Origin of the sequence: Sandaracinus amylolyticus, from assembly GCF_021631985.1 — a bacterium.
GTDB classification, from domain to species: domain Bacteria; phylum Myxococcota_A; class Polyangia; order Polyangiales; family Sandaracinaceae; genus Sandaracinus; species Sandaracinus amylolyticus_A.
Map to the genome: position 1 here is coordinate 6658439 of NZ_CP070225.1, position 15925 is coordinate 6674363.

The following is a 15925-nucleotide window of genomic DNA, read 5'->3' on the forward strand; positions in this document are numbered from 1 at the left end:
CCGGGCCCGGAGCTCCGCGCGCCCGTCCTCTCAGCTCGCGCGGCGCGCCGCGTCGAGCGCGCGCTCGAGGTCGCCGTGGAGATCGTCGTGCGCCTCGACACCGCACGAGATGCGGATGAGCCCGTCGTGGATGCCGAGCGCGGCGCGCTGGGCCGCGGGGATCGAGCCGTGCGTCATGATCGCGGGCAGCTCGATCAGCGACTCGACGCCGCCGAGGCTCTCGGCGCACACGAAGATCTCGACGGTCTCGAGCAGCGCGCGCGCCGCGGGCATGCCGCCCTTCACGACGAACGAGATCATCCCGCCGGGGCCCTTCATCTGGCGGTTCGCGAGCGCGTGCTGGGGGTGCGACGCGAGCCCCGGGTAGTGCACCTTCTCGACCTGCGGGTGCGCCTCGAGCCACGCCGCGATCGAGCGCGCGCTCTCGACGTGGCGCTGCATGCGCAGGTGCAGCGTCTTCACGCCGCGCAGCACCATGTAGCAGTCGAAGGGACCGGGGACGCCGCCCATCGCGTTCTGCAGGAAGCCGACGCGCTGCGCGAGCTCGTCGTCGCTCGTGATGACCACGCCGCCGACCACGTCGCTGTGGCCGTTGAGGTACTTCGTCGTCGAGTGCACGACCGCGTGCGCGCCGAGCTCGAGCGGGCGCTGGAGCACCGGCGTCGCGAACGTGTTGTCGACGATCACGAGACACCCGCGCTTGCGCGCGATCTCCGACACCGCCGCGATGTCGACGAGCTTGAGCATCGGGTTCGTCGGCGTCTCGAGCCAGACGATCTTCGTCTCGGGGCGCAGCGCGCTCTCGAACGCGCGGAGATCGCCGAGGTCGACCTGGGTGTGGGTGATGCCGAGCGGCTTCATCACCTTGTCGAGGATGCGGAACGAGCCGCCGTACACGTCGTCGCCCGCGACGATGTGATCGCCGGGCTTCAGCACGTGCAGCAGCGTCGTCATCGCGGCGCAGCCCGAGCCGAACGCCATGCCGTGCTTGCCGCCCTCGAGCGCGGCGAGACAACGCTCGAGCGCCTGCCGCGTCGGGTTCCCGCTGCGCGAGTAGTCGAAGCCCTTGTGCTGACCGGGGCTCGGCTGCGCGAACGTGCTCGCGAGCACGATGGGCTGCATCACCGCGCCCGAGACCGGATCGGGCTCCTGGCCTGCGTGAACGGCGAGGGTGTCGATGTGGTGGCGACGATCGCTCTGCATGGTCGCGGCGGCGTAGCGCGAGGCCGCGACGGGAGGCAAGAGCGCGCGCTCACGGGGCCTGCTCGCCCTCTCCTTCGGAGCCGCGCGCTTCGCGCAGCTGGGCGGCGATCCGGTCGACGCGGGCACGCGCGTCACCCTCGGCGGCATCGAGCCCCTCGAGCTCGCGACGCATCGCGGCGAGCCCCGACTCGTCGCCGTCGCGCTCGCGCTCCTCGATGCGCCGCCGCAGGTCGGCGCGCCGGACCACGATGTAGTCGTACAAGCGCGAGGCGTGCTCGAGATCGTCCTCGAGCGTCATCGGGCGCGCGAAGCGCACCAGCTCGCGCGGCGGCGGCGCGGGCTCCCTCGGAGGCGGCGCCGCCGCCGGGGTCGGTGCGGCCTGCTCGACGATCGCGATCGCTTCGGTGCCGGCATCGGGTCGTCCCGCGTCGAGCACCGGCGCGTGCGGCGCGGCGACCGCCGGCGATCCCAGCCCCGACGACGACGACGACGAGCTCGATCGCGCCTCGACCTCGCGGGGCTCGCTGGAGCGGGGCTCCGCGTCGTCGTGCGATCCGCTCGTCGCGACCGCGATCGCGATCGCGGCGATCGCGACGACGGCTGCGCCCATCACGAGCGATCTGCGCGTGCGCTCGTCCATCACGTCATCTCGCCACGGCGACCGAGGCGGTCCCGATGCACGCCGCCGCGCACCCGTGCTGACCGGGGTCGGGCTCCTCGCGGTACTCGTACGCGAGCACACCGCTGCCGAGCGCGCCGCGGATCGATTGTTTGGTGGTCCAATGACATCGATCGCTGAAGTCGAAGCCGGTCTGGAGATCGAGCGTGACCTCGCCGCTCGCGCTCACGGTGCCCTGGAACACCGACGGGCCGAACGTCGCGCTCGCCGCCCCGCCTTCGCACGCATACGAGAGCGACCCCGGCGCGCTGGTCACTCGCTCGTCGATCACGCAGCCCTGTCGCACCGTCACGCCGTAGACGCGCAACGTCGTGGTGCAGCTTCCCGAGCTCGTCGCGATCTCCGCCGGCGGCATCTCGCTCGCCTCGACGACGACCACGCCGCCGCTCGAGCTCGCCTGCACCGGCTCCTCGGCGCGACCTCCACCGCCACACGACGCGAGCAGCACGCACGCGATCCCGACCACGATCCTGCGCATCGCGGCCGAAGGTAGCGCGGCTCGGGTACGATGGCGCGGCGCATGACGACGACGCTCGAGCACGTGTACGAAGCGATGCGCCGGCTCCGCCCCGACTTCGTCGTCGCGGGCTCGCAGCATCCGCCCGACGACGCCGCGCTCGACGCGCTCGCGGCGCGGCTCGGCGTCGTGCTCCCGACGATCTACCGCGAGCTCGCGCGCAACCTCGGCCCCTTCGTCGTCGAGGCGCGGCCCGAGGTGTGGCCGGAGCCCGAGGAGCACGACGCGAGCCCGCACTGGAGCGACTTCCGCGGCATCGAGCTCTACGCCATCGCCGGCGACGCACCGCCCGAGCTCGACGTCGAAGAGGTCCGCAAGCGTCTCACCGCGCGCACCGGCATCGCGCGCGTCGTGGTGTTGCGGCGCGTCGGCGATCCGCTGCGCTGGACGCTCGATCCCGACGGCCTCGCGCGCTCGTTCGATCCGCGCGACGGAGCGCTGGGCGCGCCCGAGGAGCTCGCCGACGTGATCGTCACCTGCCTCGAGGACCTCCGGCAGCGATGTGATCGCGTGAAGCGCGCGCTCGAAGCGCACGGCGAGAGCTGGCGCGCGCGCACCTGACGCGATGCGCGAAACGCATCGCTCACCGCCCGGCGATGCGTGGCGCGCATCGCGGGATCGCGGCGCTCTTGTGGCGCCGCGCCTCGAGCCCACGTGCTGTCCGGATGCCGGAGCGCCGGGCCGAGGTGTGGCGAGGCGGCGCGAACCGGGTGGCGACGACGATCGTGTGGGCACCGCGCGGTGATGCGCGGCGCGCGCAGCGGTCGATCCATGTGACCACGGGGGTGGGCAGTGACGAACGCGATCGGACGAGGCGTGGTGGTGGTGGCGCTGGTCGGTGCATGCGGAGCGTGCGAGAGCGCGGGCGAGAGCGCCTCGCTCGTGCACCGCGAGGCGCTCCTGGACGTGCACGAGTACGGCGTGACCGAGTGCCCGCAGGATCTCGGAGAGCTCGAGGTCGAGCTCGGCGCGGACGCGAGCGGGCCGGTCACGCTGTCGATCGCGGAGGACATCATCGCGGTCGACGTGCTCGAGCCCGAGCTCTTCTGGCCGATCAACGACGACTGGTCGATCACCATCGAGCCCGGCGACGTGATGGTGTTCGCGGTGGAGTTCAACTGCGGCTCGATCGAGGACGTCGCGGGATCGATCGAGCTCGTGCTCACGCCGCTCCGTGGAGGAGCGCCCCTCGACAGCGCGTCGATCCCGATCGCCGTCGATGTGCAGGGAGCACCGTAGGACGCGACACGCGATGTGGGCCGCGGCCCTCGAGTGTGGTTCGCTCGAAGTGGAGGTTTTCACTACCGCGCCAGCACCTACCTGCATGTCAGCGCGGGAGGCGCGACGACATGAAGCGAATGATCGGTGTGATGGCCGGAGTGATCGCTCTCGTGGGTTGTACCAGCGACCCGGACACCGGAAGAGTGGGCGCGGCCCACCTGCAAGTCGACGCCGGGCAGAAAGAAGAGGACGCAGGGCGGCGAGAGGACGCAGGCCCCCCGCCGGGTCTCTGCCGCATGACCGGCGGCGGACAGATCGACGTGGGCGAGGACCCCGATTCGTTCGGTGGCAACGCGGCGCCTCGGCGCGGCGACTTCACCGGAGAGTGGAACCACGTGACCCACGAGGGGCAGCACTTCCACGGGCACACGATCAACTTCGTCGCGTGCTTCGTGAACGCGAACGACGAGGAGCCGCCGGAGGCCGGGTTCGCCGAGATCGTCTTCCGCGGTGAAGGCACGTTCGAGGGGGAGGACTGCACGTTCGAGGTCGAGGCGGAGGACCACGGCGAGGGCGCGAACGCGCCGGCTCGTGACGAGTACACGATCCGGATCGACTGCCCCACGACGGACTACGAGACGCCCGACGAGGAGGAGATCCTCCACGGCAACATCCAGATCCACCCGCTGCCGCCCGGCTTCCTGTGATCGGATGCGCGTGAGGGCGGCGCCTCGCCCTCGATCGTGATCGGCCGTGCTCCTCGCGGAGCGCGGCCGTCACTCCTTCAGCCGATCGAGCCCGGACGCTGCAGCCCGCTCGCCGGCGTTCCTTCTTGCTCGAGGCGCTGCATCAGATCGCCGAGCTCGCGCCGCGCGCGCAGCGGCGTCAGGAAGCGCGTCGCGAGCTCCATGAGTCGCTTGTCGAGCGCGTCGATCTCCCGCCCGGCGTGCTCCAGCGCCTGCTCGAGCGACTTGCGATCCTGCTCGAAGCTCGACTCGAGACGATCGAGCTGACCGCGGATCGCCTCGGTCTGGAACTGGAGGTCCTTCACCTCGCGCTGCTTGCTCTCGACCCACTCTCGCGCTCGCTGCGCGGTGCCATGCGCGAGCAGCCATCGATCGAGCGCGTCGGCGAGCTCGCGGTGCGCGACGACCAGCGCCTGCGAGGGCGCGCTCGCCTCGTTCAGCCCGAAGCTCGCCGCGAGCTTGCGATGCGCGTCGCGATACACGCGCTCGGCGCTGCGCTCCGCGTCGAAGTACGGCGAGACCTCCTGGTGCGCGGTCCGCGCGGCCTCGCGCGCCGACGAGAGATCGGTGCCGAGCACGTTCATCGCGTGGCCGAGGCGCTGGCGTCCTTCGCGCGCCATCGCCTCCATCGACTCGAGCTTGCGCTGCTCCTTGAGGCCCGCCGATCGCAGCTCGTGCATGCGCCGGATCACCTCGCGGATCTCGCCCAACGATTGGCGCACATCGGGCGGCGCATCGCCGCGCGGATAGGCGCGCTCGAGCATCTGATCGAAGAGCGCGGTGCGCGCGGCCCAGCGCTCGAGCGTGGTCGGCGGCAGCGTCGGCGCCGCGGGACGCGGCAGCACGGACTGGTGCTCGGTGGGGAGCTCCGCAGCCTCCGCGGGCGCCATCGCCGCGAGCTCCTTCTCGACCTGGTGCGCGTCGACCGGGCGATCCTCGGGACGCTTCGCGAGCATCCGGAGGATCAGCTCCTCGAGACGTCGCGGCACGTTGGGCACGAGCTCGCTCGGCTTCGGCGGCGTGGCCTGGAGGTGCAGGATCAGGAACGCGGGGATGTCGTCGGCCTGGAAGGGCAGGCGACCGGTGAGCATCTCGAAGAGCATCACGCCGAGCGCGTAGAGATCGGCGGAGGGCCCGGAGTCGATCGAGGTCACGCGCTCGGGCGCCATGTACTGCGGCGTGCCGAAGATCTGACCGGCGCTCGTGAGCCGCTGATCGTGCATCGAGCGCGCGATGCCGAAGTCGAGGATCTTCGCGACCGGCTTGCCACCGGCGCCGCGCGAGACGAACACGTTCTCGGGCTTGAGGTCGCGGTGCAGCACGCCGAAGTCGTGGGCACGCGCGAGGCCGCGCGCGATCTGCAGGCCGAGCGTGCACACCTGCGGCGCGGCCATCGGCCCGTTCGCGATCATCCGATCGAGCGGCGCACCGTCGAGCAGCTCCATCACGAGATACGACGTGCCGTCGTCGGTCTCGCCGTAGTCGTGGATCTCGATGATGTTCGGGTGCGCGATCGCCGCCGCGTTCTTCGCCTCGCGGCGGAAGCGCTCCTTGAGCGCCGCGTCGCGCGAGAGCTGCGGGTTCATGATCTTCACCGCGACCGGGCGATCGACGAGCGCGTTGCGCGCGCGATAGACGACCGCCATCCCGCCTTCGCCGAGCGCCTTCTCGATGTGATAGCGGCCGCCGAGCAGCGTCCCGATGCGCTCGTCGGCGAGCGTCTCGAGCACGGTGTTGTCGACGAGGCAGCGCGAGTCGGCGTCGGTGTACTTGAGCTGACAGGCAGGGCAGATCTTCATCGCGCTTCCCTCGCCGCGCGATTGTACCGGAGCAGCGCGTCTCGAGCGCGCAGGCCACGACGCGGCGATCGCGGCGCCGCGCCACGCACGAACACCAGCGATCCTCGGAGTTTCGCGATGTACGTGGCTGGCGGGCCCGTTGCTTGTTGGTGACCTCATGACCTCTCGCGCACCGCTCGCGATCGCGCTCGCGCTCGTCGTCGTGCCCGGGGCGATCTCGCTGTCCGGCTGCTCGGCTTGTGGGCCGCCGCAGTCGGCCGCGGCGCAGGACGAGGTGGTCGCGGAGCTCGACGGCGGCGTCGTGCAGCGCACGGTGATCGTGCCGATCCCGGTGCCGGCGCCGGAGGAGCGCCCTGCGCCCGAGCCGGACGCGCCGGCCAACTGTTACGAGGTCGCGGCGAGCCGCACGAGCCTCACCGACCAGCAGATCGCGCAGCTCTGCGGCGGCGCGTGGTCGTCGGCGCCGATCGAGTGCTACCTCGAAGCGCGAGACCGGCTGACGATCACCGATCCCCAGCGCATCGGCCTGTGTCGCTGCGCGGAGTCGACCGCGCCGGTCGACTGCTACCGCCGGCTGCAGCGCTCGCGCGCGCTCACCGACGTCCAGGTCGAAGCGCTGTGCGCCCCGGTGATCGCGCTCGGCCTCCTCGACAACTGCCGCCCGGTCGGCGGCTTCTGAAGAAGCCTCCTGCCTTCCTAACTTCCTGCTCTCCTTAGAAATTCCCGGATCTCTCGAGGGTCATCCTCCAGAAAGAAAGTGACCGCTCACTTTCTTCTGCTAGCCTGACGGCGTGCTCCAAGCGCCGCAGCAGGCCCGTGCGATCGCCACCCGTGCTCGCCTGATCGAGGCGGCGAGCACGCTCCTCGTCGAAGAAGGTCTGCGCGGCACCACCACGTCTGCCGTCGCGGCGCGCGCGCAGGTCTCGCAGGGCGCGCTCTTCAAGCACTTCCCCACCAAGCTCGATCTGCTCGCGGCGTGCGTCGAAGCGGTGCTCGCCTCGCTGGTCGACGCGTTCCGCGACGCGCTCCCCGGGCGCACCCCCGCCGATCTCGACGCGCGCCTCCGCGTCGGCGTCGCCGCGCTCTGGAAGGTGTTCCGCCTGCCCGCGATGCAGGGCCTCTTCGAGGTCTATCTCGCGGCGCGCACCGATCCCGAGCTCGGCCGCGCGCTCGAGCCGCTGCTCGCCGCGCACAACGCGAACATCCAGCGCGAGGCGCGCGAGCTCCTGCCCGAGCTCGCGTCGCACCCGGGGCTCGCGAGCGGTGTCGACGCGGTCGTCTACGCGATGCAGGGCGTCGCGCTCGGCGTGTTCTCGAACGACGAGCGGCGCGAGCGCGAGCACCTCGCGTTCTTCGAGCGCCTCGCGGTGCACGAGCTCGCGGCGGCGGTCGAGCCGGAAGCGCAGTCGAAGACGGGCTCGCGAGCCCGGCGGAGGGGGTGATGTCGACGCTCATCTACTACGCGATCCCCGCGTTCATCCTCACGGTCGCGCTCGAGTGGGTCTACGCGCGCAAGCTCGTCCGCGAGGGCGCGAGCGTCCGCGGCTACGAGACGAAGGACACGTTCGCGAGCCTCACGATGGGCGTCGGCAACGTGCTCATCGCGGGCGTCGTGAAGATCGGCGTGATCGCGCTCTGGCTCTTCCTCTACGAGCACCGGATCTTCGATCTGCCGATCGACGCGTGGTGGGTCTGGCTGCTGCTCTTCGTGAGCGAGGACTTCTGTTACTACTGGTTCCATCGAGTGAGCCACGAGTCGCGCTTCTTCTGGGCGGCGCACGTCAATCATCACTCGAGCACGCACTACAACCTCTCGACCGCGCTGCGGCAGTCGTGGACGACGCCGTTCACCGGGATCGTGTTCTGGCTCCCGCTTCCGCTGCTCGGGTTCCACCCCGGGATGATCCTGGTGCAGCAGGCGATCTCGCTGCTCTACCAGTACTGGCTGCACGTCGAGTGGCTGCCCAAGCTCGGGCCCTTCGAGTGGATCTTCAACTCGCCCTCGCACCATCGCGTGCACCACGGGCGCAACGTGAAGTACCTCGACCGCAACCACGGCGGGATCCTGATCATCTGGGATCGTCTGTTCGGCACGTTCGAGCCCGAGGCCGAGACGCCGGACTACGGGCTCACCAAGAACCTCGAGACGTTCCACCCGGTGAAGATCGCGTTCCACGAGTGGCTCGCGATCGCGCGCGACGTGGTCCGCGCACGCTCGCTGCGGGACGCGCTCGGCTACGTGTTCGGCCCGCCGGGTTGGGCGCCCGGTGGACGCGGCGAGACCAGCGCCGTGCTGCGCGCGCGACTGGCGCGCTCGTAGTCAGAACACCATCACCGCGCCCTGCGCGGAGAGCGACACGATCGCGGCGACGCCGAGGAAGAGGTGCGTCGCGCTGAGCGCCTGCATCGCATCGAAATGCTGGCTCCGCTCGATGCCGAACCAGTCGTCGGCGTTCGAGATGAAGAGCCTGAGGAGCGCCTGCGCGATGATCAACGACGTCGTCGCGATGCGCAGCGTGCGATGGACGCGGATGCGCCGGCCGCGTGCGTCGTCCTGATCGCCGAGGTGCAGCGGGTCGGGCATGAACATCCCGAGCATCGACGTGGTCACGTAGAGCGTCGTCGTGATGCCGCCCGCGATCGCGTGGGGCCACACCGTGCCCTCGCAGTAGCCGTTCCACACCGCGGTGCCCTGCGCGCACGGCGTGTCCTCGTAGGACGCCGCGAACCCGTAGCGATCGTGGAAGCTGATCGCGCCGAGGATGGCGGTGGTCGTGAGCGACAACCACGCGGCGATGCCGAGCCCGGTCATCCAGTCGGCCATCGTCTCGCGCACGCCGAGCAGATGACGGAGCCGCTGCGCGTCCTGATCGGCGCTCGCGACGGCCTCGATGGCCGGCGCTGGATCCTGCGCGGCGGCAGCGGGCGTCGCGAGGACGATCGAGAGCGCCATGACGAGCGCGGTACAATTCGTGGAGCGCACGATGAACAGAGTCATCGCCGCGTCGGATCCATCCGCAACTGAGGCGCATGCGTGCGACCGGAGCCACGGACGTGCGCGCGTCTCGCGTCGCGTACCGAGGCGATCGATCACGCGCTGCCGGGATGCTCGATGGACGGCCTCGGGATGTGCGGGATCGGCTCGGGCCAGAGGCGCCGCAGCTCTTCGGGCAAGAGGTGCCGCACCTTGCGGACCTCGCCCTCGTCGATGCGATCGTTGAGGAGCTCGAACGCGGCGAGCATCACGTCGCGGGGCGCGGCCGCGAGCCCGCTGCTCAGCTCCTTGCTCACGTGATCGTAGAGCTCGTCGGGCGTGCGCATCGCGTGGGGCGTGTGGCTCGGCACCCAGCCCTCGTAGTACGCGCCGCGCAGCAACATCGGCAGCTGCGCCGCGAGCGCGACCGCCTCGGCGACCGGGAGGCGATCCCGAATCGCGTGCAAGGCCGCGCGCAAGCAGCGATACGCGAGCGGCGGGTGCAGCTGTCCGAGGTAGTCGGCGTACTCGTTGATCCACTGGTGGGTCGCCTGGATCGTGGTCTCGAACGCGTCGATCGTGCGGTTCGTCTGCATGGCGCATCCCTCGTAGCGCGACGGAGCAAGCGGCGTGCGCTCTCGTCGCTGCGAAGGGGTCGCGCGAGGGAGCGTGAGGCGACGTCGCCGTGCGCCACGACGCGCGCACCGACGTCACGGCGAGGGCGTGACCACGCGGAAGATGCGGAACGGATCGGGCGGCGCGTCGCCGAGGTGGATCTGCGCGGTCGTGAAGTACATCTGGCCCTGGGGGCCGATCGCGAACGAGTCGGGCCACGCGATGCGCGGGTCCTGCACGACGATCTCGGGCGAGCCCTGGCCCGGCACGAAGGTGCGGATCGCGTCGTGCTCGAGCGACGTCAGCCACACGCGTCCGTCGTGGAACTCGAGCCCGTCGGACGCGCCGGTCTCGCCCAGCACCTGGATGCGGCTCGCGATCGCCGCATCGTCGGCGTCGGGATCGCGCAGCACCTCGGTAGGCACGCGATAGAGCGTGCGCCCGCGCAGCGCCTGGAAGTAGAGCCAGCCTCCGTCCTCGTCGAGCGCGATGCCGTCCGCGTTCACCTCGCGCGAGAACGGGCGACCACCGATGCGCAGCGTGATGTCCTCGGCGTGCGTGCTCGGATGTCCGTCGAGCACGCGGCGCGTCAGGCCGCTCTCGAGATCGACGATCACCAGCGCGCCGTCGCCGGAGTCCGTGAGGTACGCGTGGTGGTGCGAGACGTCGATGCGCACGTCGTTGAGGTACGAGCTCGCGCTGACGATCGGCGGCGCGAACGAGTAGGTGCGCGGTGCCTCGTCGGTGTCCTCGGGGTCGTCGAACACGACGAGCTTGGGCGCACCCTCGATCACGCCCGCGAACCGCGGATTGCCGGGATCGAGCACCCAGAGCCGCCGCTCGCGATCGACGGTCACGCTCTGCACCGCGACCCAGTGGGTGCGCGGATCTTCACCGGGCTGCCACGCGTTCCAGCGCTCGTCGGGGTACGGGATCGGCGCGCCGCTCGGATCGAGCATCGCGACCGAGATCGGCACGTCGTCGCTCCACCGCGGATAGCTCACGTAGACGCGACCCTCGGGGCGGATCGCGATGCCGGTCCAGCGCCGCGGCGACTCGGCGACGAGCTCGATCGTCGATTCCCGAGGTGGACGCGTCGGAGGCGGCGGGCTCGCGCCGCAGCCGGTGAGCGAGAGCGCGATCGAGACGGCGAGGGACCTTCGCATGCGGATCATCACTCCGTGACGTCGTGCGCCTTCTTCTTTTTGCGCTTCTTCTTGCGCCGATAAGGCGACGGATTGCCGAGATAGCTCCGGCCCGGGTCCACGAGAAGGTGCCCGCGCATCGCCTCGCGCCCGAGCAGCATGCGGAAGCCCATCACGTCGCGCCGCGTGAGCGTGACCTCGATCTCCCAGAGCACCCCGCGGATCTCGATCGGCGTGCGGATCACCGGGCGGAGCTGCTGATCGCCGTGGCTCGAGCGGATCAAGCGCTCGTCGATCATCTCCGCCTCGCAGCGCACCTCGAGCCCACGATCGCGCTGCAGCGGGTGCACGACGAACGTGAGCATCGGACGTCCGCGCGAGGTGAAGCGCTCGACGTCGTCGGCGTGCAGCGCGGAAGTGCGCGCACCGGTGTCGGTCTTGACCTTGATCGACTCGATGCCGAGCAAGGGCAGCGCGATCCACTCGCGCCAGCCGATCACCTGCACGCTCGCTCGATCGCTCATCGACGCTCCGGAGCGAATACCACATCGCGCATCGAGTACGCTCGCGCGCATGAAGCGGGGCAGCACGATCGTCCTGGTCGCCGCGACGGTGCTCGCGGCGCCGATCGCGCTCGCGTTCGAGAGCGTCCTGCGCTGGCTGCTGTTCCCACCCGATTTCGAGACGGTGCGCGCGTTCCTCGAGCCCTTCCTGACCCCGCTCGCCTGGCTGCTGGTGGGGATCTCGGCGCTCGCAGGGATCGCGGGGACCTTCGCGCAGCGCGCGATGGCGGCGCGGCGCATCGCGCGGCTCGGGCCCAGCGCGGCGCCGGTGCAGATCGACGCGGTCCGCAACCAGGTCTTCCTGATCACCGCGTCGATCCCGCAGCTGCCGACGATCGCGTCGACGTTCGCGTTCATGTTCGGCGCATCGCTGGTGCCTACCCTCGTCGGGGTGGCGATCGGAACGCTCTCGGTGCTCGCGCAGGGCGTGGTGCTGGTGAAGAGCGGAGGAGACGGGTCATGACGCTCGAGGTGCTCACGGTCCCGCTGCTGCGCGACAACTACGGCTACCTGCTGGTCGATCGCGACGCGGGGCGCGCGGTGGCGGTCGATCCTTCGACGCACGAGGCGGTGCTCGAGCTGCTCGATCGCGAGCGGCTCGCGCTCGATGCGATCTGGTGCACGCACCACCACTGGGATCACGTCGGAGGCATCCCGGGCCTGCTCGCGCGCTTTCCCGATGCCGCGGTGCTGGGCAGCGCCCACGACGCGACGAACGCGAACATCGGACAGCAGACGCGCGGGCTCGCCGACGGAGAGATCGTCGAGCACGGCGCGGTGCGCTTCGAGGTGCTCGCGATCCCCGGGCACACGCTGGGCGCGATCGCGTACGCCGGCGGCGGGATGGTCTTCACCGGAGACACGCTCTTCCTCGGCGGATGCGGGCGCGTCTTCGAGGGGACGATGCCGATGATGCGCGCATCGCTGGCGCGGCTGCGCGCCCTTCCGCCCGAGACGCGCGTCTACTGCGGGCACGAGTACACCAAGCGCAACCTCGAGTTCGCGCGCGTGATCGAGCCCAACGACGCGGCGATCGCGGCGCGGCTCGAGGCGGTGACCGCCACGCGCGAGGAAGGGCGGGTCACGGTGCCCGCGACGATCGCGGACGAGCTCGCGACCAACCCGTTCTTGCGGTGGGACTCGAACGCGGTGCGCACCTACGCGAAGTCGCGCGGTGAGGCCGATACCGACGACGAGGTGTTCGCGCGCCTCCGCCAGGCGAAGGACGCGTTCTGAGAGATCGTTGGGGCCCCAACGATCGCGTCTGGTATGATCGCGCGGTGAGTCGGTCCCGAGGTCGCGCCCCAGCGCTCGTCACGCAGTGAAGGTCCTGCGCCACATCGCGACGATCGCAGCCGTCGCGGGTCTGATGGAGGCTGCGCGCGCGACCGGCGAGCTCGATCCGCGCCACCTGCCCGCCGCGGTGCTGCTCGCGATCGGGATGATCCTCCTGGCCTCGTGGCACATGGGGAAGCTCTTCGCGGCGGCCAAATTGCCCAAGCTCACCGGGTACCTCGCGGCGGGGATCGTCGCCGGGCCCGCCGTGCTCGCGTACCTCGATCACCAGGTCGTCTCCGCGCTGACGATCGTGAACGGGATGGCGACCGCGCTGATCGCGCTCACCGCGGGCAGCGAGATGGACTTCCGCGCGATGCGCCCGCTGATGCGCTCGATCGGGTGGATCAGCGTCATCGCGGTGATCGGCACCGCGATCGTGCTCGGCGTGACCGTGTTCGTGATGCGCGATCAGCTCTCGTTCCTCGCGGATCGCCCGCTGCTCGAGGCGATCGCGATCGCGGCGACGCTCGGCGTCGTGATCGTCGCGCAGTCGCCCGCGGTGGTGGTCGCGATCCGCGCCGAGACCGGGGCCGACGGAGCGGTCGCGCGCACCGCGCTCGGCGTGGTCGTGGTCGCGGATCTCGTGGTGATCGTGCTCTTCGCGCTCGCGTCGTCGGTCACGCACGCGGCGCTCGCGGGGAGCATGGACGTCGAGGGCACGCTGCGCGCGCTCGCGTGGGAGCTCTTCGGATCGCTGGGCCTCGGCGTGGTGATCGGCGTGCTGCTCGCGGTCTACCACCGCGTGGTGCGGGTGCGCGTCGATCTCTTCGTGCTCGTGGTGTGCTTCCTCGCGGCGGAGATCGGACGGCGGCTCCACCTCGATCCGCTCTTGTTGATGCTCGCAGCGGGGATGTTCGTGGAGAACGTCGCGCACGCCGGGCACGCGCTGCGCGCGGGGTTCGAGGACGCGTCGCTGCCGGTCTACATCCTCTTCTTCACGGTCGCGGGCGCGTCGATCCACCTCGATCTGATCCCGCTGGTCGCGGTGCCGGCGACGGTGCTCGTGGTGGTGCGCGCGTGTGGGCTCTACGCGGGCACCTACGCGGCGGCGCGGCTCGCGGATGCGCCGCCCTCGGTGGCGAAGTGGGGCGGGTTCGGGCTGCTCCCGCAGGCCGGCCTCGCGATCGCGCTCTCGATGCTCTTCGCGCGCACGTTCCCGGAGTTCGGCGATGCCGCGGGCGTGCTGACGCTCGGCATCGTGTCGATCAACGAGCTGATCGCGCCCGCGCTCTTCCGCTTCGCCCTCGCGCGCGCGGGCGAAGCGGTCGAGGGCAACGGGACCAGCGCCGATCACTGAGCGCGACGAAGCTCACTCGGGGACGCAGCACACCGTGCGCACTCCGGTCGGCGTCGCCGTGCCGGTCGGGGTCGGGTCGCTCGGAGGACAGCTCCCGCTCGGCGAGAAGCTCGCGAGCGCGTACGGGCTCGTGATCGAGCTCGCAGGCGTGCACGAATTCACGCCGATGCGCTCGTACGCGATCGTGGTCGCGCCCGCCGGGCACTGGCTGATGATGTCGACGTGACCTCCGCACGAGCCGGTGAGCGCGCCGCACGTGCACTCGGAGCATCCGCGCTCGTCGTCCGCGCCGGCCGCGGTGGTGAGCTGCTCGGAGAAGACGGCCGGGCACGTCGCGTCTCCGTCGGCCCACACGCACAGGCGCTCGCCGGTCCCGCGCGACGGCGCGCACACGCGCGCGTCCCCGCACGACACCGGTGAGCCGAACCCGCAGCCTCGATGCGAAGCGCCCCACGCGATCGGCGGCACGTCGGTCGACGGCGCCGGCGTGCATCCCGCGCTCGACGAGAACATCGGCGCGGTGACCGACCAACGGCCGGTGCTCGGCAGCGTCGGGATCGAGCGGCACTGGCCGTCCGAGATCGTCGCGTGGTTCGTCGGGATCGTGATGCACATCGTGTTGCCGGTCGTCGTGATCGTCCCGACGCCGCAGCTCAGCGCGCCCGCGGCGGGCGGCGTGCACGCGCAGTCGCACGTCGCGGCAGGCGCGCTCAGCTCGCTCCGCGCCATGAACGCGGTCGAGGGCGCGCTCGCAGGGCACGCGGGCGGCTCGGCGTCGGCACCGGTGACGAGGACGATCGGTCCGTTCCATCCCAGGGGCGCGGCAGGCTCGCACACGCCTCCGCCCGCGCACTCACCGCCGCCACCCGAGTCCTCGTCGCCCTGCGCGGCGTCGCGCGGACCACCATCGCTCGTGGCCGCGTCGGGCTCCGAGCCCGCATCGTCGTCGACGGCGCCCTGATGGCGGCCGGGGTCGAGCGCGATCGTGCAGCCGGTCGCGAGCATCGAGGCGAGGAGGAGCGTCGATCCGGAGCGCAACATCAGAACCTCCCCTGCACGACGACGCCGCCGCTTCCATCCGGCGTGACGAATGGCGCGATCGACGCGGTCTCCGTCTCGTTCGAGGGCAATCCGAGCGTCACGAGCAGCACCACGCCCGCGCTCGCCGCCACTGCCGCCGTGATCCAGCTGACGTCGGCCGCGACGACGAGCGCGGACAGTGTCGACACCTCGTCGTCGGTGCAGCGGTCGGTCGCGCCGCATCCGTTCGAGAGCGCGTCGTCCTCGGCGAGCGCGAGCCCACCGGTGATGGCGAACGAGACGAGCGCCGCGCCGGCCACGCCGAACGCGACGAGCGCGGGGACGAGATCGCCCTCGCGACGCGCCGGCGCGGGAGGCGGCGTCGGCTCCGGCTCGGGCTCCGGCTCGGCGCCCGAGCGGATGCGCTCGCGTCGAGTGCGCAGGTTCTCGAGCCGCGGCTCGAGCTGCGCGCGCTGCTCGTCGGAGGGCGATCCTTCGGCGAGGAATCGCTCGAGGTGCGCGATCGCGGTGTCGAAATCGCCGAGACGCTCGGCCGTGAGATAGAGGTTGTAGAGCAGCGCGGGTCGCCCGCTGAGCTCGTACGCGGCCTCGAACTCCTGCTGCGCCGCCTCGTACGCGCCGCGATCGAAGTGCAGACGTCCCGCCTCGAAGTGGGCGCGCGCGGCGTCGTCGCCTCCGCTCTCCTGTGCGCCCGCTCGTGGAGCGACCGCGAGGACGATGCCCATGATCACGATCGCGGCGATCCCGAGTCGCATCCACTTCCCCCTTCGCGCGAACGCCTTCGCGC

At 71.1% G+C, this 15925-nt stretch carries 19 protein-coding genes; 9 read left to right on the top strand and 10 right to left on the bottom strand.

What is annotated here, in order from left to right:
• Positions 1-30: 30 nt before the first annotated feature.
• From I5071_RS28180 to I5071_RS28190, 3 genes are read right to left on the bottom strand one after another with little or no spacing between them, the layout of a single operon-like run.
• Positions 31-1203: a cystathionine gamma-synthase gene (locus I5071_RS28180; protein WP_236516069.1), complete on the bottom strand. Its 1173-nt coding sequence runs from the start codon at positions 1201-1203 to the stop codon at positions 31-33.
• A gap of 49 nt (positions 1204-1252) precedes the next feature.
• Positions 1253-1843: a hypothetical protein gene (locus I5071_RS28185; protein WP_236516071.1), complete on the bottom strand. Its 591-nt coding sequence runs from the start codon at positions 1841-1843 to the stop codon at positions 1253-1255.
• Between the two features lie 4 nt (positions 1844-1847).
• Positions 1848-2360 carry a hypothetical protein gene (locus I5071_RS28190; RefSeq protein WP_236516073.1) on the bottom strand — a complete coding sequence of 171 codons (513 nt, stop codon included), beginning with the start codon at positions 2358-2360 and terminating at the stop codon, positions 1848-1850.
• Between the two features lie 42 nt (positions 2361-2402).
• On the opposite strand from I5071_RS28190, the gene I5071_RS28195 reads away from it, so the two are divergent.
• The 3 genes from I5071_RS28195 (at position 2403) to I5071_RS28205 (ending at position 4327) form a co-directional block, all read left to right on the top strand.
• A complete protein-coding gene (locus I5071_RS28195; RefSeq protein WP_236516075.1) occupies positions 2403-2960 on the top strand; it encodes a hypothetical protein in 558 nt (185 codons plus the stop codon).
• A gap of 231 nt (positions 2961-3191) precedes the next feature.
• On the top strand, positions 3192-3638 hold the full coding sequence (locus I5071_RS28200; protein ID WP_236516077.1) for a hypothetical protein: 447 nt from the start codon (positions 3192-3194) through the stop codon (positions 3636-3638).
• Between the two features lie 278 nt (positions 3639-3916).
• Positions 3917-4327: a hypothetical protein gene (locus I5071_RS28205; protein WP_236516079.1), complete on the top strand. Its 411-nt coding sequence runs from the start codon at positions 3917-3919 to the stop codon at positions 4325-4327.
• Positions 4328-4404: 77 nt separating this feature from the next.
• Here the strand turns inward: I5071_RS28205 and I5071_RS28210 are convergent, their stop codons facing one another.
• A complete protein-coding gene (locus I5071_RS28210; RefSeq protein ID WP_236516081.1) occupies positions 4405-6165 on the bottom strand; it encodes a serine/threonine-protein kinase in 1761 nt (586 codons plus the stop codon).
• Positions 6166-6322: 157 nt separating this feature from the next.
• On the opposite strand from I5071_RS28210, the gene I5071_RS28215 reads away from it, so the two are divergent.
• The 3 genes from I5071_RS28215 to I5071_RS28225 all read left to right on the top strand — a co-directional run bounded on the left by I5071_RS28215 (position 6323) and on the right by I5071_RS28225 (position 8485).
• Positions 6323-6844, top strand: coding sequence for a hypothetical protein (locus tag I5071_RS28215; RefSeq protein WP_236516082.1), 522 nt, complete (start codon positions 6323-6325; stop codon positions 6842-6844).
• A 112-nt stretch (positions 6845-6956) separates the two neighbouring features.
• The gene (locus tag I5071_RS28220; RefSeq protein ID WP_236516084.1) at positions 6957-7607 is read left to right on the top strand and encodes a TetR/AcrR family transcriptional regulator; all 651 of its coding nucleotides are present in this window, start codon (positions 6957-6959) and stop codon (positions 7605-7607) included.
• Positions 7607-8485, top strand: a complete 879-nt coding sequence (locus tag I5071_RS28225; RefSeq protein ID WP_236516086.1) for a sterol desaturase family protein — start codon at positions 7607-7609, stop codon at positions 8483-8485. The genes I5071_RS28220 and I5071_RS28225 overlap by 1 nt, the downstream gene beginning before the upstream one ends.
• Here I5071_RS28225 and I5071_RS28230 read toward each other — a convergent pair whose 3' ends face one another.
• The 4 genes from I5071_RS28230 to I5071_RS28245 all read right to left on the bottom strand — a co-directional run bounded on the left by I5071_RS28230 (position 8486) and on the right by I5071_RS28245 (position 11423).
• Positions 8486-9163 (bottom strand): hypothetical protein, encoded by a 678-nt coding sequence (locus tag I5071_RS28230; protein WP_236516087.1) that lies wholly within the window; start codon positions 9161-9163, stop codon positions 8486-8488. It lies immediately after the preceding gene.
• A gap of 92 nt (positions 9164-9255) precedes the next feature.
• Positions 9256-9735, bottom strand: a complete 480-nt coding sequence (locus tag I5071_RS28235) for a DUF2267 domain-containing protein (protein ID WP_236516094.1) — start codon at positions 9733-9735, stop codon at positions 9256-9258.
• 114 nt (positions 9736-9849) lie between these two features.
• Entirely contained in the window at positions 9850-10920 is a 1071-nt protein-coding gene (locus tag I5071_RS28240) for a major royal jelly family protein (RefSeq protein WP_236516096.1), read from the bottom strand.
• A gap of 8 nt (positions 10921-10928) precedes the next feature.
• Complete coding sequence (locus I5071_RS28245) at positions 10929-11423, bottom strand: ATP-dependent zinc protease (protein WP_236516098.1); 495 nt, start codon at positions 11421-11423, stop codon at positions 10929-10931.
• A gap of 49 nt (positions 11424-11472) precedes the next feature.
• Between I5071_RS28245 and I5071_RS28250 the strand changes: the two genes are divergently transcribed.
• The 3 genes from I5071_RS28250 to I5071_RS28260 all read left to right on the top strand — a co-directional run bounded on the left by I5071_RS28250 (position 11473) and on the right by I5071_RS28260 (position 14097).
• The gene (locus I5071_RS28250; protein ID WP_236516100.1) at positions 11473-11925 is read left to right on the top strand and encodes a hypothetical protein; all 453 of its coding nucleotides are present in this window, start codon (positions 11473-11475) and stop codon (positions 11923-11925) included.
• Positions 11922-12698, top strand: a complete 777-nt coding sequence (gene gloB, locus I5071_RS28255) for a hydroxyacylglutathione hydrolase (protein ID WP_236516101.1) — start codon at positions 11922-11924, stop codon at positions 12696-12698. Before I5071_RS28250 ends, gloB begins: the two co-directional genes overlap by 4 nt.
• Positions 12699-12783: 85 nt before the next feature.
• Positions 12784-14097 carry a cation:proton antiporter gene (locus tag I5071_RS28260; RefSeq protein WP_236516103.1) on the top strand — a complete coding sequence of 438 codons (1314 nt, stop codon included), beginning with the start codon at positions 12784-12786 and terminating at the stop codon, positions 14095-14097.
• 12 nt (positions 14098-14109) lie between these two features.
• Here I5071_RS28260 and I5071_RS28265 read toward each other — a convergent pair whose 3' ends face one another.
• Together I5071_RS28265 and I5071_RS28270 are read right to left on the bottom strand one after the other, a co-directional pair.
• Positions 14110-15138, bottom strand: coding sequence for a hypothetical protein (locus I5071_RS28265; RefSeq protein WP_236516105.1), 1029 nt, complete (start codon positions 15136-15138; stop codon positions 14110-14112).
• Positions 15138-15893, bottom strand: a complete 756-nt coding sequence (locus I5071_RS28270; protein ID WP_236516107.1) for a tetratricopeptide repeat protein — start codon at positions 15891-15893, stop codon at positions 15138-15140. The genes I5071_RS28265 and I5071_RS28270 overlap by 1 nt, the downstream gene beginning before the upstream one ends.
• Between the last annotated feature and the right edge of the window lie 32 nt (positions 15894-15925).